Below are 21253 nucleotides of genomic sequence, written 5' to 3'. Positions count from 1 at the left end.
GGCGAGCCGACCCGCACGGCGGGCACTTTTCGCGGCAAGCCGGCCCGCGCGGCCGCCCCTCCGCGGTGAGCCGGCCGCACGCGGCACTTCGCGGCGAGCCGACCCGCACGGCGCCGACCTTCACGGCGAGCCCGGCCGCACGGCTGCACTGCGGCGTCGAGCCGGCCCGCGAGGTGACCCCTCGGGGTCGAGCCCAGCCGCACAGCGCGGACCTTCGCGGGGCGGCAGCCCGCCGGCGTCGGCGGGGCGGCGCTCACCGGGTGGCCGGCGGCCGGACCTCGGCGCCCGCCGGCCCCGCGCGGCCCGGCGGTGGCGCGCCTTCGGGCGGTGATCCTCAGACGACAGAGGTGGCGAGCCAGGCGGCCACGGCGGCGAGCACCAGCAGGACGATGTTGAGGCCGATCAGGCGGGCCTCGCCCCGGCGCAGGTGGGTCACGATGCCCCCGATCTGGATCAGCACCAGCCCGACGGCGGCCGCCACCGCCAGCCCCGGCAGGATGTCGGTCAACGGCGGCAGGATCAGACCGACGGCGCCGAGCAGCTCCAGCACGCCGATGGTCCGGACGAGCGGCATGGGCATCGTGTCGACCCAGCCCATCATCGGCAGCAGCTGTTCCCTGCTCTGCACGGCCTTCTTGCCACCGGCGTAGAGGTAGAACACTGCCAGCAGGCCGCCGACGACCCAGTATGCGATCTCCATGGCGGCGATGATGCGTCAGTATCGACGGGCCTACAAAAGGCACATGCGTGTTAGTAAGGCACAGGAGACTGCGATGGACTACGGCCACACGTGCATGATCCGCGGCGACGGCGGGCGCACGATCCGCGCGATCCTCGACCGGATCTGCAACAAGTGGACCCTGCTGGTGGTGGCCACCCTGGACGAGGGCACCGTGCGCTTCGGCGACCTGCGGCAGCGGGTCCCCGGCATCTCGCAGCGGATGTTGACGCTGACCCTGCGAAACCTCGAACGCGACGGGCTCGTCGCGCGCACCGTGCACGCCGAGGTGCCGCCGCGGGTCGAGTACGCGCTGACCGACGCGGGGCGCAGCCTGCTGGCGCCGGCGTTGGCGCTCGCCGGGTGGGCGATGGAGCACGTGCCGCAGATCGAGGCCAGCCGGGCGGCCTACCGGGAACGGGGCAAATAATCCTATTTGCACCTTTATCCTGGCGGGGTGGACCGTAGAACGTTCTTTGCCGCCGGCGGTGCGCTGGCCCTGACCGCCGCCACCGGTGCGGCAGCCGCCCCAGCCCACGCCTCCGCCGCTCCTGCCGAGACGGTGCGCGGGCCGATGTTCTCCTGGTCGATCTCGGGCGGGTTCGTGCCGCCGGGCGTGGGAGTGCTCGTGCCGCCGCCGCTGGTCGTCTACCACGGGGGCCTGGCCATCGCCGACGCGAGCCGGGCCCTGGACCTGAGCGGCCGGGCCGAACGCGACCTCCAGCGGCACGCCGCCGAGGTGCTCCGCGACAAGCGCAACTCCACCCGCCGCCCGGGTGCTCCGATCGTCGCCGACGTGCCGGCCGACATCCTCGAGGTGCGCGACGAGCGGAACGACGTCTTCCGGGCCGGCCTCGACGGCTGGGTCATGGCGCGGGAGCAGCGGGTCTTCCCGAAGCCGATGTACGAGTTGTACGACCACGTGGCCCCGCTGCGGCGCAAGGTGAGCCGGCAGGGCCAGCCGTGGCGGCCGGACGCGGTGCTGCTGGTGGCCGTGCACCTCGATCTCGATCCCAAGGACGCGAAGCGCTGGCCCGACGAGGTGCCGCTGCCCCCGGTGGGCGAGGACGTGATCTACAAGGAACGCAAGCTTCGCCACAAGCAGGCGCGCGCGGTGAAGCGCCTGATCCCGCACACCGACGAGGGAGTGTGGTCGCACTACCGCACCCGCGCCGGCGCGTTCGTCTCGGTGAACTGGCGCTATCTGCTGCCGCACGAATAGGGGTCTCACGCCAGGCCGTCCATCTCAGGGCACCGCGCGGTCGAGGTCGCGCAGGATCTCGGCGACGAGCACCGGGTCGACCTCGCCCCACGGCAGGCCGCCGCCGGGCGCCGAACGGTCGTCGTGCCGGCCCAGCACGGCGACCCCGGTGAGCGTGCGGTCTCCCCCGTCGGCCAGCCCGGCGGCGAGCGGGGGCGCCACCGTCGCCACCGCGGAGAGGCCGCCCGGCAGGTCGCGTTCGATCCAGTGGCGCAGGCCGTCGTCGAGAGCCTCGCCCGGCCGCCAGCCGTGCCAGCGCAACGCCGACAGGTGGCTCGCCGGCATTGTCCGGCCGGCGTAGCGGACCAGCACGGTGCGGCGTTCCTCGTCGGGGCGCAGCCGACCGACCTCGCGGCGCAGCTGGGCGAACGGCTGCACCTTGAGCACCTCCGCCCACCGCCGCGCGACACCGTCGAGGTGCACCGGATGCGCCACACCGACCCGCGCCGTGTCACTGACCGGGAACGGCCGCCCGTGCACGTCGACCGGCTCACCGGCCACCAGCCGGAACGTGCCCGTCGCCGCGCCCGCCCCGTCGAACACACCCCATACCAGCCCGTGCGCGACGTGCCGCAGCAGCGGATGGCGCACCACGAACTCCCGGAACTCCGCCCCGCCCCAGCGCCGCCCGTCGACCATGGCCCGCTGCATCCGCCGGATCTCGTCGGCGCCGAGCGTGCGCAGCTCGTGCCGCAGCCGGGCGAACCGGTCCCGCGCCGCCGCGACCCGCTGCGGATCGTCGCCGAACGCCGGCGGGGGCGGCTCCGAGGCGCGTTCGCCCGCGGCGTCCACCACGAACGGCCGCAGCTTCGCGTCGAGCCCCACCCGGAAGCGGCGCGGACCGTAGTCGAGCGACATGCCGCCGTCCGCATCGAGCCCGGCGTCGGGGACCAGCCGGTCGGCGAGGCGTTCGCCGGTGAGCCCGCGGGCCGCCGCCGTCTCGGCCAGCAGCGCACCGGCCCGCGCACGGATCCCGGGGTTTTCCGCGCGGCCGGCGAGCAGGTGCAGGTGCCGCAGCGCCACGTCCGAACCGATGGCCGCGATCGCCTCCAGCGCCGTCACCGCGCGGGCCGGCGAGGCGCGGCCTGGCCAGCGGCGCACGTAGGGCGCGAGCCGGCGCACGGTCGTGTCGTCGCCGATCAGCCCGAGCGCCAGCAGGGTCCAGGCGCCTTCCGGTGGCGAGTGGCACGCCAGCCAGTCCCGGAACAGCGACCAGCCGAACGCGGCCAGGCTCGCCGGGTCGCAGGCGGCCGCCGCCTGCGCGACGCCGGGGTACGGGGCGCCGGGGCGGGACATGGCGAGCATGACGGTCAGGTGCCGGGTGGCGCGTGCGGACAGCACGCCGCCGCCGCGCAGCGCGATCGCGCCGGCCCGGGACGCGGCACCGCCCACCGACAACCCGACGACGCTGCCGCCCTGCCGCACGGAATCGACCCCACGCACCACCCCGTCGTCCGGGCTGCCCGGCCCATCGCCGCCACCACGCCCCGCAGCTTCGCCGAAAGCCGGTGGCATGTCGCCGCCACCACGCCGGCCGGCACCGTCGCGGACGGACGACACGCCGTCCACGGCACGCCGCGCGGCATCGCCGAAAGCCGGTGGCATGTCGCCGGCACCACGCCGACCGGCATCACCACGGGGGGACGGCACGCCGTCGGCGCGACGCCGCGCGGCATCGCCGCGGGCGGGTGGCACTCGGTCGGCACCGCGCCGCTCGGTGTCGCCGCGGACGGGCGGCACGCCGTCGGTGCCGTGGAGGAACGCGGTGCCCGTGTGCCCGGCGGTGTCGGTGTCGCGCAGGCGGATCGCCGGGTGGCGGTCCGGCTCCGCCCAGTCGGGCAGCCCGGGCACCCGCACCGGCAGCGCCGCGAACAGGTCCGCGTCGAGCAGCCGCCGCACGGCCTCGTCGGCCGGTGCGCCGTAGGACGCGGCGGCCTCCTCGACGGTGGGCCGATGACCGGCCGCGACCAGGGCACGCAGCGCGCGGCCGGCCATGTGGCGTTCGACCGAGATGCGACCGAGGGCGTGCGGCACCAGGGCACGGGCGGCCGCCATGGGGTGACGGCGCAGCCAGGCACGGGCCACCCGGCGGCGCTCCTCGCCGTCCGCGCGACCGAGCCAGCGCGCGACGAGCGTCGCGACCGGCGGTCCGGTGAGCGGCAGCAGGACCTCGGCGCAGCCCGGCCCGTCGTGGGCGACCGCGAGGGCGAACGGCACCGCGTCCAGCCCGAAGCGCGCGAGAGCCGCGCGCGCCCACCGGCCCGTGTCGCCGGACCAGTCGGGCAGCCACGCACCGACCAACGGGCGCGCGAGATCGGCGGGGCCGTGCAGGAAGAAGGCCGCCTGCCACAACGGCTCCAGCACCCCGTCGCGCTGTCGTGCGGCGACGCTTTCCCAGTCCGGCCGCCGCCGCGGAACGCCCACCGCCGCCGCGAACTCCCACCACCCGGCCCGCTCGCCGGGCTCCCAACTCAGGCACACGGCGTCGGGGCAGCGCAGCCCGGGCATCATCGGCGGACGCGCGGCCGGACGGTCGACCGTCCACGGTGGACGGAGCAGCAATCCGGGCAGCCGAAGGTCGCCACGCACCACGGGTGCTCGTTTGATCTCGCCGTCGTCCCGGCCCACCACAGACATGCCGCGCAACCTAACCGTGGGGTCCGACATTTTCCCGAAGGGGCAGTTCAGGGCCGATACGACGCGAAAACACCGTCAAAGAATGACGGGATATCGCGGCTTTCTTCGATGGGGTACAAATACGCGGGTGGACGACGAGAGTGCTTTTGAGAAGCACGATTCCGGGTGGGAGCGCGCAAGCACCGCGCGGGTCGTGCCGCCCGTGCGGCCGCGCAAGCTGGCGAAGGTGCCGTTCGTGGAGCTGGCCGACGGGCGGCTGCAGGGTGTTGTCTCCAGCGGTTCGGACATCGCGCGGGTGTACGTGTCGTCGATCGGCGCGGGCACGCACGGCTTCTCCTGCAGCACCAACAACAACCGCCCCTGCGGCGGCCTCGGGTCACGCCCCTGCAAGCACCTTCAGTCCCTTGTGGACGAAGCCGTGTTGCAGCACGGGTTCGCGCGGGTGGCGCGTTATCTGCAGGTCGACGCGGCCGGTGAGAGCGGTGCGGAGCTGATGGCACAGCTGCGCGGGCAGCGCGATTCGACACCGGCCGCGACGGTGTTCAGCCGGTTCCTGCGGCACCTGGCGTATCTGGAGGTTCCGGTGAGTGTGGCGCCGGTGCCGGAGCTGGACTGGTTCCCGACGGGAGGGGCGCGCTGATGCGGGGCAGCAATCTCGCGGAGCTGCGCGCGCCACTGTCCGATGTGGACGGTGCGTTGGATCTGGTCGACGGCTTCGACGACGCGCTCGGGCACGGGTTCGCGCGACTCGGTGAGGAACGCGCCGGCCGGCTGACCGTCCTCGCGGGCGCCGTCGCGGGCAGTCCGCTCGGGGACGCCGTGGCCGACGCGGTCGCCAAGGTGGCCGCCGGTTCGGTCTCCGAGGAGCACCTGAGCGCGCTCGCCGCCGCGCGGGCCGCGTTGCTGGGCGCGGCGCACGACGCGCTGCTGGCGCGCTGCGACGCCGCGCTCGGGCGGACACGCGAGTCATGGCAGCCGTCGGCCTCCGAAGGCCCACCCGTCGCACCAAACCTGCTCGCCGGCGTCCGGGCCTGGCTCACCGAGGTCGCCGTCACCGGCTGGCGCGGTGTGGACCACGAGCTCGTCTCGGCGTCGGCGCCGCTGGTCGAGGCGCTCTACGGCGAGCCGGCACTGCGCCGCGTCGCGGTGCTCCTCGACGGGCTCACCGACGAGCTGCGGGCGAGTTCGCCGGTGGCGACGATGCCCCGCCTGCCGGAGCGCCGCTGGGCCGACCTGTGGTCCCGCGCGCTGCTGCTGACCCGCGCGGGCGCGTGGGGTGCCGCCGGCGCCACCGACGTGACCGGGCGGTTGCTCGTGCTCGGGGTCGACGTGCACGAGCACGCCACCGCGGTGCGGGTCCAGGTGCACGGCGTGCTCGAGCCGGCGGGCGGCGACACTCCCCGGCTGGTGCGTACGAACCTCGTCGCGGCCAAGGTGGACACGATCGTCGGGCCGGCCGTGTGGCAACTGTTCGGCGACCGGCCGGTGCTGCTCGGCGCGCTCGCCGGAGGGCACGCCCTCGACCTCGTGGACATGCCGCTGCTGCCCGGCGGCGACCTGGTGTGGCACGACGAGCGTGCGAGCGCCGGTGCGCCGGCGGACCCGTTCGCGACCGCGCGGGTGCTGCTGCCGGGCGCCGTCGCGCCACCGGTGCACCCGCTGGACCGCCATCCGGTGGGCGTCGCGACGCCGGTCCTGATCGAGGGCTTCACGGCCGGCGAGGGCGGGTTCGACATCGACGGGGAGACGCTCACGGTCGACGTCGAGTCCCTACCCGACTGCGGGCCGCTGACCGCCGAGGCGGTGGCCGCCGCCGAGGCCTGCATCGGGCTGCTGCGCTGGGACGCCGGCCGGTGGTCGCTGCGGCCGCTCGCCGTGCGGGGCACGGTGAAGCGCAAGCCGGTCGCCACGCACACCGGCGACTGGGCGCTGGGACCGACCGATCCCAAGGTGGTCAAGGCCGCGGCGAAGGCCGGCGACGCGGTGTCCGTGCTACGCGAACGCGCGGGAAGGCTGCTGCGCAAATGAACGCACAGGCTCGTCGCCAGGTCCTCTACTGGCGGCTCATCGCGCGGCTCTTCGACCCCGAGGAGCAGCGGGCCCTCGAGTCGGCCAGCGTCGCGATCGTCGACGACATCGGCCTGCCGACCGCGTTGCTCGACCCGTCGGTGTCGGTCGACACGGTGGTGCAGCGCCATCCGGAGCTGGCCGAGGAGTTCCGTGGCCTGATGGCGCCCTCGCCGGAGGACGCTACGTCGGAGGAGACCGGCGCGGAGGAGGTCCGTCGCGCGGCCCTCGTCTCCAAGCTGCTGCTCAACGTCTTCGCCACCGGCACGGGCAACGTCACCGCCACGCAGCTGGCCGGGTGGCAGTCCGACGCTGGCTGGTTCGAGCAGGGGCTCGGCTGCGCACCGGGATCGCTGCGGCAGCGGCCGCGCGACAGCGACATCGGCGGGGTGCTCGCCGGCATCGAGGGCGACCTCGTCAAGCGGATGCAACTGCGCGAGGTCCTCGCCGACCCGGCCCTGGCGCGGCAGCTCACCCCGAGCATGTCGCTCATCGAGCAGTTGCTGCGCGACAAGCACAACCTCTCCGGGGTCGCGCTGGCGCAGGCGAAGGCGTTGATCCGGCGGTTCGTCGACGAGGTCGCGGAGGTGCTGCGCACGCAGGTCGAGCAGACCAGCGTCGGCACGATCGACCGGTCGGTGCCGCCGAAGCGAGTGTTCCGCAACCTCGACATCGAGCGCACCATCTGGAAGAACCTCACCAACTGGAGCCCGGAGGACGAGCGTCTCTACGTCGACGCGCTCTACTACCGGCACACCGCCCGCCGCACCACGCCGGCCCGGCTGATCGTGGTGGTCGACCAGTCCGGCTCGATGGTCGACGCGATGGTCAACTGCACCATCCTCGCGTCGATCTTCGCCGGCCTGCCGAAGGTCGACGTGCACCTCATCGCGTACGACACGCGAGCGATCGACCTGACTCCGTGGGTGAAGGACCCGTTCGAGGTGCTGCTGCGCACCCAGCTCGGCGGCGGCACCGACGGCACCGCCGCGCTGCTGCTCGCCGGGCCGAAGGTCGCCGACCCGCGCAACACCGTCGTCGTGTGGATCTCCGACTACTACGAGTGGAAGCACCAGGAGGTCTTCGACGGGCTGGCCGGGCTGCACCGCTCCGGCGTGCGGGTCATCCCCGTCGGGTCGGTCGGAAGCGGCGGCCACCAGAGCGTAAACCCGTGGTTCCGGGAGAAGTTCAAGGACCTCGGGACACCCGTCCTGTCCGGGCACATCAAGAAGCTCGTCTTCGAGCTGAAGAACTTCCTCACCTAGGAGAGCACCGCAATGTCCGACGAGATTCTGCGCCCGCCGGCCGAGGTCAAGTACGCCGAGGAGCTCGACTGGCTGGAGTCGATCGACGACGCGCCCAAGCCGTTCACGTGGCGGCTGAGCCCACGCATGGTGCGGTTGTTCATTCTCGGCTCCGAACGCGCCGACGGGCTCGACCGCGAGGTGAGCCAGAAGTGGTTCGGCGACCGGAGCTTCGTCGAACGCAGCATCGTGACGCTCGCCTCCGACCGCGGGCTGCTGCTGATCGGCGACCCGGGCACCGGCAAGTCCTGGCTGGCCGAACTGCTCGCCGCGGCCATCTGCCGCAACTCGACCCTGGTCGTGCAGGGCACCGCGGGCACGACCGAGGACCACATCAAGTACTCGTGGAACGTCTCGATGGTGATCGCCAAGGGACAGTCCCGCGCGTCGATGATCCCCTCGCCGATCATGACGGCGATGGAGACCGGCCGCATCGGGCGCTTCGAGGAGCTGACCCGTTCTACCAGCGACGTGCAGGACGCGCTCATCTCGATCCTGTCCGAGAAGTACATCTCCATCCCGGAGCTGAGCACCGACAACATCGCGTTCGCGCAGCCCGGCTTCTCCATCATCGCGACGGCCAACAGCCGCGACCGGGGAGTCAACGACCTGTCGTCCGCCCTCAAGCGGCGCTTCAACTTCGTGCGCATCCCCGTGGTGACCAACAAGAAGAGCGAGGCGGAGATCGTCCGGTTCCGCACGGTCGAGCTGCTGCGCCGGCACGAGATCGAGCTGGAGGTGCCGCCGACGCTGCTCGACATCCTGCTGCAGAGCTTCGCCGACCTGCGCGCGGCGTCCGCGGCGGCGGGCAGCGACGACGAGCGGCTGGAGTCCGCGCTGTCGACCGCCGAGCAGATCGGCGTGCTGGAGGACGCGGTGCTGCACAGCAACTTCTTCGGCGACCGCACGCTGCGGGCGGAGACGCTCGCCGGCTCGCTGGTCGGGTCGCTGGCCCGGCGCAGCCCCGAGGACCTGGCCATCCTCAACAAGTACTGGCACGGTGTCGTGGAGCCGCGCAGCAAGCAGGACGGCGGCGAGTGGCCGGCGTTCCTGGAGGGCGGCCGCCAGGCGATCAGCACACTGTCATGAGCGGACGCTTGCGGGAGCGAATCATCAGCACTGCGCGCCACGCGTCTCATGGCGCCGGTGAGCGAAGCGAGGCGGTGACATGAGCGGCGCTTTCTCCGCCCTGCGCGGGCAGCTGGTCGACGCCGCCGCGCGCTTCGCCGGCGGCCCCGACGCGCTGTCCGAGATCCTGGCCGGGATCGTCGACGACGTCGACCGCGCGCTCGCCGAGCCGTTGGAGATCTTCCCGGTGTGCCACCACTCCCCCTCGTCGGGGCTGGCGATGGTGCGCCGGCTGCGGGCCAAGCAGCCCAAGGTCATTTATCTGGAACTGTGTGAGGACCTGCGCCCCCTCCTCGACGAGCTGCGTAACTGCCGCCTGCCGGTGGCGCTGCAGGCGTTCGCGTCCGAGACCGACGGCTTTCCGAAGGACTGGTCGCCGCTCAACGTCGTCGCACCGATCACCGAGGCGTCGGCCGAGTACCAGGCGATCGCCTACGCGTTGGACACGCCCGGCGTCGAACTGGTCCTCGTCGACCGCTCCACGGACCACGTGTTCCAGTGGCTGCCGCGCGAACCCGAGACTCCGCAGTCCACAGTGGACGACGAGGAGACCGATCTGCACGGCGACGCCGTCGGCATCGAGATCGGCGACCTGCGGCCCCGCTTCGCGGAGTTGGAGGAGCACCTGCTGCACCACGGCAAGGTGCGGCACTGGTCGGAGTGGTGGGACCAGTACGTGGAGCAGCCGCTCGTCGGGGCGGACTACGAGGAGTACCGCCAGGTGATGGTGCTCATCGGCAGCCTGTTCCGCCGGCTGGCACCGTCCCGGGGCGATGAGCGGCTCGCCCGCGACGAGGACCGCGAGCGCTACATGTGGACCCGCATGCGCGAACATCTCGCGGCGACCGGCACCGACCGGGCCGACTGCCTGTACGTGTGCGGTGCGTTCCACGCCGCGAGCCGGGTGGCGCAGTTCGGGTCGGCGGAGCCCGCCGAGGCCTACGAACCGTCGCCGCGCACCGCCACCCGATGGCTGTACGGGTTGATCCCGTCGAGCCACGGGGCGATCGAGGCGCAGTTCGGGCTGGCGTCGGGGTCGGTGTCGATCGCGGGCGCCACGTGGAGCCGGGCGCTGACGCGTTACGCGGTGACGCCGTTCCAGCTCGACGGCCAGCAGGGCAGCCGCAAACGGGCGAAAAAGGCACTCGCCGCGCAGCCGGTCGTCGACCCGCCCACGACCGACCGGTTGAGCGGGTTCCTCTCCGGCCCACCCCTCCTGCACGGCCTGGACGAGGAGGAACTGCTCGGCTGGAGCGTCGACATCGTGCGCCTCGCCCGCCGCAACGGCTACCTGGCGAGCACCGCCGACGCGATCGCGGTCTTCGAGACGTCGATCCTCCTGGCCGGGATGCGCAACCGGCGCCGCCCCACCCCGTACGACTTCCAGGACGCGGCCGTCACGTGCATCGAGAAGGACGTGGTGCCGGGCCGGCGGGACGTCCGCCGCCTGTGCGAGATCCTGCTCGGCGGCGACCGGATCGGGCAGGTGGGCTACGACGCGTTGCCGCCGCTGGCCCGCGACGTCTACGACCGGCTCGCGCCGTTGGGCCTCGACCTCGACCGGCGCACCATCCAGCGGGCGCTGATGAATCTCGACGCCGAGCCGGAGCTGGTGCCCTGTTCGCACCTGCTGTGGGTGCTGCGCCGGCTGCTGCCGCGGGGCGCGGTGCGGCCGATCATGGGCCAGCGGCGGCTCGGCCAGCGTTCGCCGCAGGAGAGCTGGGATCTCGACATCGGCCGCAACCAGCGCGCCATCATCGAACTCGGCTACGAGGGCGTCACCGTCGAGCAGGTGCTCGAGCAGCGGCTGCGCAAAGCCGTCCGGGAGCCGCAGGCGACCGCCGCGAAGGCGCTCGAAGCGGTGGAGGACGCGCTGCTGTACCTCGACAGCAGGCGCTTCACCGACGAGTTGGGCGGCCGCGCCGTCGAACTGCTCGCCGCCGAGCGCACCGTCGACGACGCCCCCGAGGTGCTGCGCCGCATCCGCGGCCTGCTCGCCTACTACCGGACGGCCGAGCCCGCGCTGCCGCACTGGTGCGAGGAGTTCGTCAAGGTCGGGTACGCGCACTACTGCACGCTGCTGCCGACGGCTTTCGTCGAGGACGAGACGCCGGTGCGGCAGGTGGCCGCGATGCTCGGTTTCCTGTTCACGCTGGAGAGCCTCGCGCTGTCGCTGGGCTGCGACCGGGCGCAGCTCGAACTGGCCGTGCGGCAGTCGCATCCGGAGTCGCCCGCCAAGGTGGCGCTGCTGTGGGCGGCACGCACGCAGTTGGGCCAGCTCACGATCGCCGAACTGCGTGAGCGGACCGACGCGCTGCTCGACAACCCGCTGGTGGTGCCGGCGTTCCCGCAGTACCTGAGCGGCTTCGTGCAGTCCCTCGAACCGGCACCGGGCCTCGCGGGCTTCGTCGTGGAGGCCATGTCGAAGGCGTTCGCGCGGCTGCCGGATCCAGTGCTGCTGCCGTGGCTGCCGACATTGATCACCACGCTCAAGGAGCAGGCGGGCGAACTGGTCCCCGTGCTGGTGCGCGAAGCGGCGCGGACCTTCCCGGCCGGCCTGGCCGCCGTCGACGCCTGGACCCCACCCTGGGAGCGCCGCACCGCTCCGGCGACGCACACGGCCGTCGCGCTGCCCGTCGGTGGGCCGGCGGCCGACCTGCTCGCGGCGCACCCGGCGGCGACGGACGCGCTGGCCGCGCTCCTCGGCCTCGAGCCCGGCTGGCGCGCGGTGACCCCCGCCGGGGCCGGACCGGCCGGCGTCAACGGCGCACACGGCACCACCGGAACGGGCGCCGCCGAGGCGCAGGCCCTGCTGGAGTCCCATCCCGAGACGGCACGCGCCCTCGCGGCGCTGCTGTCACCCTGAAGCCCCGGCCGCGCGGTGACAATTTCCCAGGCCCCGCGCGGCCGGCCCACCCATCCACGGCGGCGGTCGACGGACGCACGGCACATCACCCCGCCGGGGCAGTGGCCGACAGCCGACGCACGGCACATCGCCCCGGCGGCGGGCGGCGAGCGGCCGACGCAGGAAACATCACCGGCGGGCCGCGCTTGGCGCATAACCCCCGACAGCGGACGCGGGCGGCTGACCCACGGACATCACCCGACGGCGGCAGGCGGCTGACAGCCGACACACCGGACATCACCCATGCGGCGGGCGGCGACCCGAGACGCCGTCGCCCTCGGATGCGCCCCCGCGCCCAAGCCGGTCGCCCTGCCGGGGCGCCCGTCACCCACGCCCGGCACCGGGACCCACCAGGCCGCACCAGGCCGCACCGCTCATCGAGCTTGCACCTATGGCGGGAACAATCACCGCCAAAATCAACACAACGGGCACCACAACTGCAAGATCGACGCAGGCGACGCAGGCGACACGGGGACGCGCCGCCGCCGACGCCACGAGCGCCGGGCAAGATCGGCGCACGAAAAGCGGTCAGACCTTCTTCGACAGGACCACGAGGCGCAGGTCGTTCCGCAGCGGCACGCCGATGCGGAGGTCCCCGTACGGGAACGGCTTCGACTCGCCGGTGCGCGCGTAGCCACGCCGTTCGTACCAGGCGATCAGCTCCTCGCGCAGGCCGATGACGGTCATCCGCACCTCGGCCACGTCCCAGTCGGTGCGCGCGACGCGTTCGGCCTCGGCGAGCACCGCCCGCCCCACTCCGCCGCGCTGCAGCGTGGGCCGCACGGCGAACATCCCGAAGAAGGCGAAGCCGTCCCGCCGTTCGAGGTGGCAGCAGGCAACCATCTCGGCGCCGGCGTGCGCGACGATCACGACGGCGGCGAGGTCGTTCACCGCGGCGGTCACCATCTCGGCGTCGACGCGCTGGCCCTCGAGGATGTCCGCCTCGTTGGTCCAGCCCTGCCGGCTGACGTCGCCGCGATAGGCCGACTGCACCAGTTCCACCAGGGCGGGCACGTCGTCCTCGGTGGCGGTGCGGTAGGTCAACTTTTCGTTCACCGGGTCATGCTAGGCCGCGCCGACGCGCCCGCCCGGCCGCGGCGGCCCCCCGGCGGCCAACTCTGGGCGATCCGGTAGCCGGTCAGATCGTGATCTCGATCCAGGTGGCCCGGGCCCGCGCCAGTTCGGCCCCGTCGGGCCCGTACAGCGTCGTGTGCACCAGGGATTTGCGCCCCTCGGACGTCACGAGCGCGCCGCGGACGACGCACCGCGATCCGGGCTTCGGCAGTTCCCTCATGTGAACGGCGATGCGCCCCAGCACGCAGGCGCGGTCCGGCCCGAGGACGGTCCAGCCGCCGGGGCAGTCGAGTGCGGCCCACACCGTCTCGGGGCCGACCTCGCCCGGCACGGTCCACGGCGCCGCGGTCGTCCCGTCGGCGAGCCGTCCGGGGTAGATGCCCAGCCCGTCCACGCGGTCCGGCCCGCACACGTAGCACGTCCCGAACGGATGCCCGGCGAACCCGTCGTACGTCCGCGCGGCCGCCTCCGCCACGTCCCACGGCACCGCCGGCACGGTCTCCGTGACCGGTGCCCCCACGGACACGGTGGCGACGAGCGTCCCGTCCGGTGCCCGCACCTCACCGTCCACAATGGACAGCGGCGTGTCGAGCGGCGGCGGCTTGCGCAACGTCACCTCGACCGCACTGCCCGCACCCGAGGAAAAGAGCCCCGCACCCGAGGCGAAGAGCCCCGCGCAGTATCCACCGTTCCCCGACCCGGGCGGCCCGTTGAACCGCGCCCCGACCGTGATCCTCACGCCGCCCCGGACCGCAGCGTCAGTTCGGTGATCTCGCTCGGCGCGAACACCCGGAACGGCGGCCCCCAGAAACCCGTGCCGCGGCTGGTGTAGAGCTGGGTGCGCGCGCCGTGCCGGGACAGGCCCTGCACCACCGGCTGGTCGAGGCGCACCAGCCAGGAGAACGGCCAGATCTGCCCGCCGTGCGTGTGCCCGGACAGCTGCAGGTCGACGCCGTGCGCGACCGCGTCGTCGATCTGCTTCGGCTGGTGCGCCAGCAGCAGCACCGGCAGGTCGGGGTCGGCCCCGGCGAGGGCGGTGGCGTGGTCGGCGCGGTGGCCGGGCAGGCGGGAGTTCTTGGCGGTGCGGTCGTCGACGCCGGCGATCACCAGCGACGCGCCGTCGCGTTCGACGACGATGTGCCGGTTGTGCAGCGCTTCCCAGCCGAGGTCGCGCATGTGCGTCATCCAGACGTCGGCCTCGCCGAAGTACTCGTGGTTGCCGGTCACGTAGGTGCGGGCGAGCTTCGCGCGGATGTCGGCGAGCGGGGCGGCCTGGTCGCGGCGCTGCTCCACGCTGCCGTCGGCGATGTCGCCGGTGTGGCAGACGATGTCGGGCTCGAGCGCGTTCACGGCCTCGGTGACGCCCTTGGACCAGGCGACGCGGTCGATCGGGCCGTAGTGGGTGTCGGTGATCAGGACGACCTTGGTGCCGTCCAGGCCGGGCGCGAGGCGTGGGAGGTCGACCGTGACCCGGCGGATGCGCGGGATCCGCATCGCTTCGACGTTCCCCCAGATGAGCAGGACGGCCGAGATCACGGTGACCGAGACGGCGACGGCGCGGGAGCGCGTCGGGTCCTCGACCCCGGCGGCGATCAGCGCGAGCCGCAGCAGGTTGCCGATCACGGACCAGGTGAAGAGCACCCAGATCGCGCCGAGGAGGACGTCCGCGGTGACCGTCGCGCCGTCGTTGCCCCGCGCGTGTCCCCGGAACATCAGCACGGGGAACGCCAGCACCGCCACCGCGAACAGCGCCGTGCCCGCCACGAACACACCGGTCGGCCACTGCCCGGCGGCGACGAGGGTCCACCACGGCACACCGAACAGCAGCCCCAGCAGGGTGATGAGGATGAGCCCGAAGAGGAGCGGCCGCACGAGGGAGCGCCGCGCCGGTTGAACCACGTCAGCTGACATGTCGCCCAGCATTACACGCGTTATTGCCGCTCGACCAACGCTTCCTGTGCGGCTCTCAGAAAGGCCCGTTCGGCCTCGTTGCCCGTCAGGTCGGCGGCCGTCCCGTAGGCCTCGTGGGCCGCATCGGTGCGACCCAGCCGGCGCAGCAGGTCGGCCCGGACGGCGTGGTAGACGTGGTGCCGTTCCAACGGAAGCTCGTCCACGAGGCGAAGAGCCGCGACGGGCCCGTGCACCTCGGCCACCGCGACCGCCCGGTGCAGCGCGACCACCGGCGACGGCGCGATCGCCAGCAGGTGGTCGTAGAGCGCGAGGATCTGGCCCCAGTCGGTCGGCGGCGGGTCGCTGTGCACGGCGTTGATCGCCGCCTGGAGCTGGTACGGCCCGGGCCGGTCGCGGCGCAGGCAGCGGCGCACCAGGGCCCGCCCCTCGGCGAGCAGTCCGGCGTCCCAGCGCGTCCGGTCCTGGTCGGCGAGGCGCACCAGCGCGCCGTCCGGGGTCGTGCGGGCCGGCCGGCGGGCCTCGATGAGCAGCATCAGCCCGAGCAGGCCGAGCGCCTCCGGCTCGTCGGGCATCAGTTCGGCGAGGACCCGCCCGAGCCGGATCGCCTCGGCGCACAGCTCGGCGCGCACCAGCGCGTCGCCGCCGCTGGCCGCGTAGCCCTCGTTGAAGATCAGGTAGAGCACGGCCAGCACGCCCGACAGCCGGTCCGGCAGGTCCGCCTCGGCCGGCACCCGGTACGGGATGCGCGCCTCGCGGATCTTGTTCTTGGCGCGCACCAGCCGCTGCGCCATCGTGCTCTCCGGCACCAGGAACGCCCGCGCGATCTCCGGCGTCGTCAGCCCGCCGAGCAGGCGCAGCGTCAGCGCCACGCGGGCCGCCGGGGCGAGCGCCGGATGGCAACAGGTGAAGATCAGCCGCAGCCGGTCGTCGTACACGGGTCCCACCTCCTCCGGCTCCGGGTCGACGACGAACGCGGCCTCCTTGGTCGCCCGGCGGGACTCGCGGCGCAGCCGGTCGACGGCGTTGTTGCGGGCGGTCGTGATGATCCAGCCCACCGGGCTCGGCGGCGGCCCGGCCGTGGGCCAGCGGGCCGCCGCCGACGTGAAGGCTTCCTGGACCGACTCCTCGGCCAGGTCCAGGTCACCCGTCACGCGCGTCACGATCGCGACCGCGCGGCCGTACTCCGCGCGGTACAGCGAGTCGAGATCCACTACCACCGGATCTGCTACCAACGGAACGCGCGGACCTCCAACGGCAGGCCGGTGGCGGCGGCGAACTTCTTCCCCCACACCAGGGCCGCGTCCAGGTCCGGCACGTCCACGATGGTGAAGCCGCCGAGGTGTTCCTTCCCCTCGGCGAACGGCCCGTCGGTGAGCAGTTCGCGGCCGTCCTGCACGCGCACCACCGTGGCGCTCTCGGCCCCCGTCAGCCCGCCCGAGAACACCCACGCGCCGGAGTCCTTGCACTCCTGTTCGACCTTGCCGACCGCTTCCATGATCGGTTCGAGGAACTCGGGCGGCGGCGGCTCACCGTCGGGCTGGTATACCGCGAGCAGGTACTGCGTCATCTCCATCGCCTCCTTCGGGCCTGTCTACACCCTCTGAACGAACGCTCCCCGCCGAAATCGACAGCGACGGCGCGATGATTTTTCGGCACGATGGGCCGGGTGGAGTACACCCTCGTCCCGGACGACACGACCCTGCACGGCTTCTTCGACCCCGACGCCGCTCCGGTGCTGACGATCGACCCGGGCGACACGGTCACGTTCCGCACGCTCGACTGCTGGTGGCGCACCGGCGCCCAGCCCGGCCTCGACCCCAGCCTCTGGGAACGCGTCCCGCAGCACCGCACCGGCTACGGCCACGCGCTCATCGGCCCGGTGGCCGTGCGCGGCGCCCGACCCGGCACGACCCTCGTGGTGAACGTCGACGCGGTGGTGCCCGGCGCCTACGGCGCGACCGTGGCGGGTGGGCGGCCGACGCCGTTCACCGAGGCGTACGGGCTGCTGGACGAGTACGCCGTCCTCGACTGGACGCTCGACCCGGCCGCCATGCGCGGCGTGAACCAGTTCGGGCACCGGGTGGCGCTGCGGCCGTTCATGGGGGTGCTGGGCATGCCGCCGGCCGAGCCGGGTCGGCACTCGACCATCCCGCCGCGGGCGCACGGCGGCAACCTCGACCTCAAGGATCTCGTCGCCGGCAGCACGCTGTACCTGCCGGTGCCGGTCGACGGGGCGCTCTTCTCCGTGGGCGACGGGCATGCCGCGCAGGGCGACGGGGAGGTCGGCGGCACCGCGGTCGAGTGCCCGATGGAGCGGGTCACGCTCACCTTCGACCTGCGCGACGACCTGCCGATCGGCGGCCCGGTGGTGCGTTCCGGCGGGGCATGGCTGACGCTCGGGCTCGGCGACACCGTCGACGCCGCGATGTACCAGGCCCTGAACGCCATGTTCGACCTGATGGGCCGCGAGCACGGGGTGAAGCGCGCCGAGGCGGCCGCCCTGGCGAGCGTCGCCGTCGACCTGCGGATCACCCAGATCGTCAACCGCACGGTGGGCGCGCACGCCGTTCTGCGCGACGGCGTGCTGGATGCCTAGGGTCATCGCCCTTCCGGCGACGGGCACGCTGCTGGCCGTCACCGACCTGCACGGCAATCTCGAGGACTTCCACGCCGTCGAGCACCGCTTCCGCGACCTCGGTTCCGACGCGCACCTGCTCTTCTGCGGCGACCTGGTGCACGGCCCCGCGATCCCCCGCCGGCACTGGCCCGAACACCTGGGCAGCTTCTACGCCGACCGCACCCCCGAACTGCTGTCCCACGCGCTGCGGCTGGCCGAGGAGTTCCCCGGGCGGGTGCACTTCCTGCTCGGCAACCACGAGCACGCGCACCTCGGCGGGCCGCGGCTGTCGAAGTTCCACGACGACGAGGCGGCCGCGTTGGAGGCGCGGTACGGCGACTTCGATGCGATCCGCGGCTGGCTGTCCACGTGGGCGCTCGCGGCGGTGGCGCCCGGCGCCGGGATCGCGTTCACCCACGGGGCGCCGCACGCGCGGATCTCCGGGCCCGCCGACCTCGAGGCGATCGACCTGCGCGGCAACGTCGACACGCCCACGCATCGCATGACGGCCGCCGGCCCGTTGGGCGCGCTGCTCTGGGCCCGCACGACGACGCCGGAGCGGGCCCGGGCCTTTCTCCGCGCCCTGCACCCGTCCGCCCGGGTCGCGGTCTTTGGGCACGACGTCGTGCGCGAGGGCCACTGGATCGAGCACGAGCCGCTGCTGTGCGTGTCGACGAGCTTCGGCTGCCACGACGGCGACAAGGTCTACCTGGAGTGGGACCTGGGCCGTCCCGCCGGTTCCGCGGCCGAGGTGGCGCGTGCGGGGTTGCGGCCGCTGTATCCCGACGCGGCCCGCGTCCACCGCGCATTTCAATAGCTTCCGTCTACGCGCGTCCGTCGTGGGCGCGACCGACCGCCGTGCCGCCGCACGGGTGTGAGTTCACTGCGGACGTGTGTGAGCTCAGGGATATCAACTAGCTTGTTGACCTCCGTGAGCTCACACACGTTCGGCGGTCCAGTGTGTGGGGCGCAGGAGTGTGGTGGGGAGGCGGGTGGACGCGTCGCCTCTCGCGGACTGCGCCTGGGACTGGGTGAGGAAGAGTGCGCCGGTCAGGTCCGCGGCGCGCAGGTCGGCTCCCCGCAGGTCGGCGCCGATCAGGTCGGCCTCGCGAAGGTCCACGCCGCGCAGGTCGGCGCCGATGAGGTAGGCGCCGCGCAGGTCCGCGCCGCGCAGCCGGGCCTTGCGCAGGTCCCGGCCGATCAGGTCGGCGCCGCGCCGGTCCGGGCCCCGGTGCGCCGCCCGCACCAGTGCGCTCGCCCGCAGGAGCAGGGCGTTCACCTCGGTGCGGTGGGCGGCCACGTCGAGCGTGCGCAGTGCCTCCGGGTCGCCGGCGGCGAGGCGTTCCGTGGCGGCGGCGGCCTTGCCCAGGGCCGCGTGCAGCGGGCGGGTCGCGGGGCGTTCGCGGGCGTCGGCGAGGTACCAGAGCAGCTCGTGCAGCTGACGCACGACCTCCAGCGCCGCGAACATCCCCGGCGCCGGCCGCCCGCCGAAGGTCTCCTGGGTCACCCGCTGGCCGGCACCGAAGCAGTCGTAGGTGACGCAGCCCGCGAAGCCGTTCTCGCGCAGGCGGTCGTGGATGCCGCAGCGGCTGTCCGGCAGGAGGTTGACGCACGGCGTGCCGGCCGGCTTGTCGATCGCGAAGTCCGCCGAGGCCTGGAAGGCGAGTCCCACACAGCACAGCGCGGCGCAACGCGCGCAGTCCGCGCGAAGCGGGGCACGGTCCAACGGTGCGGGCACGACGAACGAGCCTACCCGCGCCCGCTGTCCCCGCGGCCGGGGACGTGCCGCCACGGGACGTGATCGATAGGTTGGCGGGGTGACACCGATCTTCGAACTGTGCGACGAGTACATCACCGCCTGGGCCGCCCTGGACCCGGTTCAGGCCGAGATGCACGGCATCGTGGGCGGCGCCGGCAACGGCACCGACTACGGCCCGGACGGCTACCGTGCCCGGGCCGAGCTGATCGCCGCCACCCTGGGCCGGCTCGCGCCGCTGGAGCCGACCTCGGAGGCCGACCGGCGGGCCGCGGCGCACCTGCGCGAACGCCTCGAGGCCGACGCCGCCTGGCACGAGACGGGTGAGCAGTGGCGGCAGCTGCGCGCGCAGTTCGGGCCGCTGTCCCAGGTCCGCGACGGGGTGCACCTCATCGCACACGCCGACGAGGAGGGCTGGCGTCGGGTGCTGACGCGCCTCGGTGACGTTCCCGCGATGCTCGAAGGATGGCGCGCGAGCCTGGCGCACGGGCTCGCGACCGGACTGCCCGCGGCGCGGCGCCAGGCCCTGGAGGCCGCGGTCCAGGCGGACCGGTACGCGGGCGGCACCCACGCGAAGCTCGCCGCGGAGGCGGACGGCACGCTCGTCGCGGAACTCGCGGCGGCGGCGGAACGGGCGCACGAGGCCTACGCCGAGACGGCCCGTTTCCTGCGGGAGGAGTACGCGCCGCGGGCGGCCCAGGCGGACGGCGTCGGCCTGGAGCGGTACAAGGTGCTGGCCCGCAAGATGCTCGGCACCGACCTCGACCCGCACGAGGCGTACGAGTGGGGCTGGGCGGAGCTGGACCGCCTGGAGGCCGAACTGGTCGCCGAGTCCGACAAGCTGAGCCCCGGCGCGTCGGTCGCGGAGGCGATCGACCTGCTGAACGGGACCGAGTACGTCACCGGCGTCGACGCGTACCACGCCTGGCTCAAGGAGTGGCACGAGCGGGCGGTCGACCGGCTCGACGGCGTGCACTTCGACATCCCCGCGAAGCTGCGCACGGTCGACGTGACGATCGCCCACGACTCGAACTCCGGCGCGCCGTACTACACGCCGCCGAGCGAGGACCTGAGCCGCCCGGGCCGCACGTGGTGGCCGCTGTCCGGCCGGGACCGCTTCGCCACCTGGAACGAACTGGCGACGGTGTTCCACGAGGGCGTGCCCGGGCACCATCTGCAGTTCGGAGCGATGAAGGCCTCCGGTGACGCACTGTCACGCTTCGCCCGCACGGTGTTCGTGCCGGCGAACGCCGAGGGCTGGGCGCTCTACTCCGAACGGCTCGCCGACGAGTTGGGCTGGTACACCGAACCGGGCAGCCGGATCGGGATGCTCGTCGGTTCGGCGTGGCGGGCGGCGCGGGTCGTGGTCGACATCGGGGTGCACGTCGGGCTGCCGTTGCCGGCGGGCACGGAGTGGGCCGGTCAAGCGTGGACGTTCGATCGGGCGTCCACGGTGCTGCGCGAGCGGGGGCATCTGATCGAGGCGCGCATCCACGCTGAGCTGGTGCGCTACCTCGGTTGGCCGGCGCAGGCCATCTCCTACAAGCTGGGCGAACGGGTCTGGGTGGCCGCCCGCGAGGAGGCCCGACGGCGGAGCGGATTCGACCTGAAACGGTGGCACACGGCTGCCCTTGAGGTCGGCCCCATCGGACTGGACGGCTTGGTGGACACCCTCCGCAGGATCGACGCATCGAACGAATAACGTCGATTTCATAGTCCGAATACGGCGCTCTCGGAGGACGCGCCCGGGGGCGCCGAACGCAATATGACGACCCGAGTCGATGCCACGCTTCGTGACTACGCACGGGAAGTGGCCGGGTCCGGCGCCGTGACCCGGGTGAGGGCAGCCTCACCGGTTTATCCGTAGATAACGCC

Annotated in this window: 18 protein-coding genes; 10 read left to right on the top strand and 8 right to left on the bottom strand. The window is 73.3% G+C overall.

What is annotated here, in order from left to right; translation table 11 throughout:
* Nucleotides 1-334: 334 nt before the first annotated feature.
* A complete protein-coding gene (locus tag Val02_RS03980; protein ID WP_203897438.1) occupies nucleotides 335-700 on the bottom strand; it encodes a DoxX family protein in 366 nt (121 codons plus the stop codon).
* Nucleotides 701-773: 73 nt separating this feature from the next.
* On the opposite strand from Val02_RS03980, the gene Val02_RS03975 reads away from it, so the two are divergent.
* The gene (locus Val02_RS03975) at nucleotides 774-1148 is read left to right on the top strand and encodes a winged helix-turn-helix transcriptional regulator (protein ID WP_203897437.1); all 375 of its coding nucleotides are present in this window, start codon (nucleotides 774-776) and stop codon (nucleotides 1146-1148) included.
* Between the two features lie 27 nt (nucleotides 1149-1175).
* Nucleotides 1176-1940, top strand: a complete 765-nt coding sequence (locus tag Val02_RS03970; protein ID WP_203897436.1) for a hypothetical protein — start codon at nucleotides 1176-1178, stop codon at nucleotides 1938-1940.
* 24 nt (nucleotides 1941-1964) lie between these two features.
* Here Val02_RS03970 and Val02_RS03965 read toward each other — a convergent pair whose 3' ends face one another.
* Nucleotides 1965-4616 carry a DUF4132 domain-containing protein gene (locus Val02_RS03965; RefSeq protein WP_203897435.1) on the bottom strand — a complete coding sequence of 884 codons (2652 nt, stop codon included), beginning with the start codon at nucleotides 4614-4616 and terminating at the stop codon, nucleotides 1965-1967.
* 127 nt (nucleotides 4617-4743) lie between these two features.
* Between Val02_RS03965 and Val02_RS03960 the strand changes: the two genes are divergently transcribed.
* The 5 genes from Val02_RS03960 (at nucleotide 4744) to Val02_RS03940 (ending at nucleotide 11981) form a co-directional block, all read left to right on the top strand.
* Nucleotides 4744-5256 carry a hypothetical protein gene (locus Val02_RS03960; RefSeq protein WP_203897434.1) on the top strand — a complete coding sequence of 171 codons (513 nt, stop codon included), beginning with the start codon at nucleotides 4744-4746 and terminating at the stop codon, nucleotides 5254-5256.
* A complete protein-coding gene (locus tag Val02_RS03955; protein WP_203897433.1) occupies nucleotides 5256-6644 on the top strand; it encodes a hypothetical protein in 1389 nt (462 codons plus the stop codon). Before Val02_RS03960 ends, Val02_RS03955 begins: the two co-directional genes overlap by 1 nt.
* Entirely contained in the window at nucleotides 6641-7948 is a 1308-nt protein-coding gene (locus Val02_RS03950; RefSeq protein WP_203897432.1) for a VWA domain-containing protein, read from the top strand. Before Val02_RS03955 ends, Val02_RS03950 begins: the two co-directional genes overlap by 4 nt.
* Before the next feature lie 12 nt (nucleotides 7949-7960).
* Complete coding sequence (locus Val02_RS03945; RefSeq protein ID WP_203897431.1) at nucleotides 7961-9076, top strand: ATP-binding protein; 1116 nt, start codon at nucleotides 7961-7963, stop codon at nucleotides 9074-9076.
* 79 nt (nucleotides 9077-9155) lie between these two features.
* Entirely contained in the window at nucleotides 9156-11981 is a 2826-nt protein-coding gene (locus Val02_RS03940) for a DUF5682 family protein (RefSeq protein WP_203897430.1), read from the top strand.
* Nucleotides 11982-12548: 567 nt separating this feature from the next.
* Here the strand turns inward: Val02_RS03940 and Val02_RS03935 are convergent.
* From Val02_RS03935 to Val02_RS03915, 5 genes are all read right to left on the bottom strand, one after another.
* The gene (locus tag Val02_RS03935) at nucleotides 12549-13076 is read right to left on the bottom strand and encodes a GNAT family N-acetyltransferase (RefSeq protein WP_203897429.1); all 528 of its coding nucleotides are present in this window, start codon (nucleotides 13074-13076) and stop codon (nucleotides 12549-12551) included.
* Between the two features lie 82 nt (nucleotides 13077-13158).
* Complete coding sequence (locus Val02_RS03930) at nucleotides 13159-13833, bottom strand: hotdog fold domain-containing protein (RefSeq protein WP_308439980.1); 675 nt, start codon at nucleotides 13831-13833, stop codon at nucleotides 13159-13161.
* The gene (locus Val02_RS03925; RefSeq protein ID WP_203897428.1) at nucleotides 13830-15005 is read right to left on the bottom strand and encodes a metallophosphoesterase; all 1176 of its coding nucleotides are present in this window, start codon (nucleotides 15003-15005) and stop codon (nucleotides 13830-13832) included. Before Val02_RS03925 ends, Val02_RS03930 begins: the two co-directional genes overlap by 4 nt.
* A 20-nt stretch (nucleotides 15006-15025) precedes the next feature.
* Nucleotides 15026-16222: an RNA polymerase sigma factor gene (locus Val02_RS03920; protein ID WP_239152130.1), complete on the bottom strand. Its 1197-nt coding sequence runs from the start codon at nucleotides 16220-16222 to the stop codon at nucleotides 15026-15028.
* Between the two features lie 8 nt (nucleotides 16223-16230).
* A complete protein-coding gene (locus tag Val02_RS03915) occupies nucleotides 16231-16578 on the bottom strand; it encodes a YciI family protein (RefSeq protein ID WP_239152113.1) in 348 nt (115 codons plus the stop codon).
* A gap of 93 nt (nucleotides 16579-16671) precedes the next feature.
* On the opposite strand from Val02_RS03915, the gene Val02_RS03910 reads away from it, so the two are divergent.
* Together Val02_RS03910 and Val02_RS03905 are read left to right on the top strand one after the other, a co-directional pair.
* On the top strand, nucleotides 16672-17601 hold the full coding sequence (locus tag Val02_RS03910; protein ID WP_203897427.1) for an acetamidase/formamidase family protein: 930 nt from the start codon (nucleotides 16672-16674) through the stop codon (nucleotides 17599-17601).
* Nucleotides 17594-18439, top strand: coding sequence for a metallophosphoesterase (locus tag Val02_RS03905; protein WP_203897426.1), 846 nt, complete (start codon nucleotides 17594-17596; stop codon nucleotides 18437-18439). The genes Val02_RS03910 and Val02_RS03905 overlap by 8 nt, the downstream gene beginning before the upstream one ends.
* Before the next feature lie 120 nt (nucleotides 18440-18559).
* On the opposite strand, the gene Val02_RS03900 is transcribed toward Val02_RS03905, so the two are convergent.
* On the bottom strand, nucleotides 18560-19360 hold the full coding sequence (locus tag Val02_RS03900) for a pentapeptide repeat-containing protein (protein WP_239152103.1): 801 nt from the start codon (nucleotides 19358-19360) through the stop codon (nucleotides 18560-18562).
* A gap of 79 nt (nucleotides 19361-19439) precedes the next feature.
* Between Val02_RS03900 and Val02_RS03895 the strand changes: the two genes are divergently transcribed.
* Nucleotides 19440-21080 carry a DUF885 domain-containing protein gene (locus Val02_RS03895; RefSeq protein WP_203897425.1) on the top strand — a complete coding sequence of 547 codons (1641 nt, stop codon included), beginning with the start codon at nucleotides 19440-19442 and terminating at the stop codon, nucleotides 21078-21080.
* The last annotated feature ends 173 nt before the right edge of the window (nucleotides 21081-21253 follow it).

Origin of the sequence: Virgisporangium aliadipatigenens (assembly GCF_016863615.1) — a bacterium.
GTDB lineage: Bacteria > Actinomycetota > Actinomycetes > Mycobacteriales > Micromonosporaceae > Virgisporangium > Virgisporangium aliadipatigenens.
This window is presented reverse-complemented; position numbering and strand designations above follow the sequence as displayed.

Bases quoted from the DNA above. Each gene is read 5' to 3' on its own strand.
- Val02_RS03980 (WP_203897438.1), bottom strand. From the start codon at position 700: ATGGAGATCGCATACTGGGTCGTCGGCGGCCTGCTGGCAGTGTTCTAC.
- Val02_RS03975 (WP_203897437.1), top strand. From the start codon at position 774: ATGGACTACGGCCACACGTGCATGATCCGCGGCGACGGCGGGCGCACG.
- Val02_RS03965 (WP_203897435.1), bottom strand. From the start codon at position 4,616: ATGTCTGTGGTGGGCCGGGACGACGGCGAGATCAAACGAGCACCCGTG.
- Val02_RS03955 (WP_203897433.1), top strand. From the start codon at position 5,256: ATGCGGGGCAGCAATCTCGCGGAGCTGCGCGCGCCACTGTCCGATGTG.
- Val02_RS03950 (WP_203897432.1), top strand. From the start codon at position 6,641: ATGAACGCACAGGCTCGTCGCCAGGTCCTCTACTGGCGGCTCATCGCG.
- Val02_RS03945 (WP_203897431.1), top strand. From the start codon at position 7,961: ATGTCCGACGAGATTCTGCGCCCGCCGGCCGAGGTCAAGTACGCCGAG.
- Val02_RS03940 (WP_203897430.1), top strand. From the start codon at position 9,156: ATGAGCGGCGCTTTCTCCGCCCTGCGCGGGCAGCTGGTCGACGCCGCC.
- Val02_RS03925 (WP_203897428.1), bottom strand. From the start codon at position 15,005: ATGTCAGCTGACGTGGTTCAACCGGCGCGGCGCTCCCTCGTGCGGCCG.
- Val02_RS03915 (WP_239152113.1), bottom strand. From the start codon at position 16,578: ATGGAGATGACGCAGTACCTGCTCGCGGTATACCAGCCCGACGGTGAG.
- Val02_RS03905 (WP_203897426.1), top strand. From the start codon at position 17,594: ATGCCTAGGGTCATCGCCCTTCCGGCGACGGGCACGCTGCTGGCCGTC.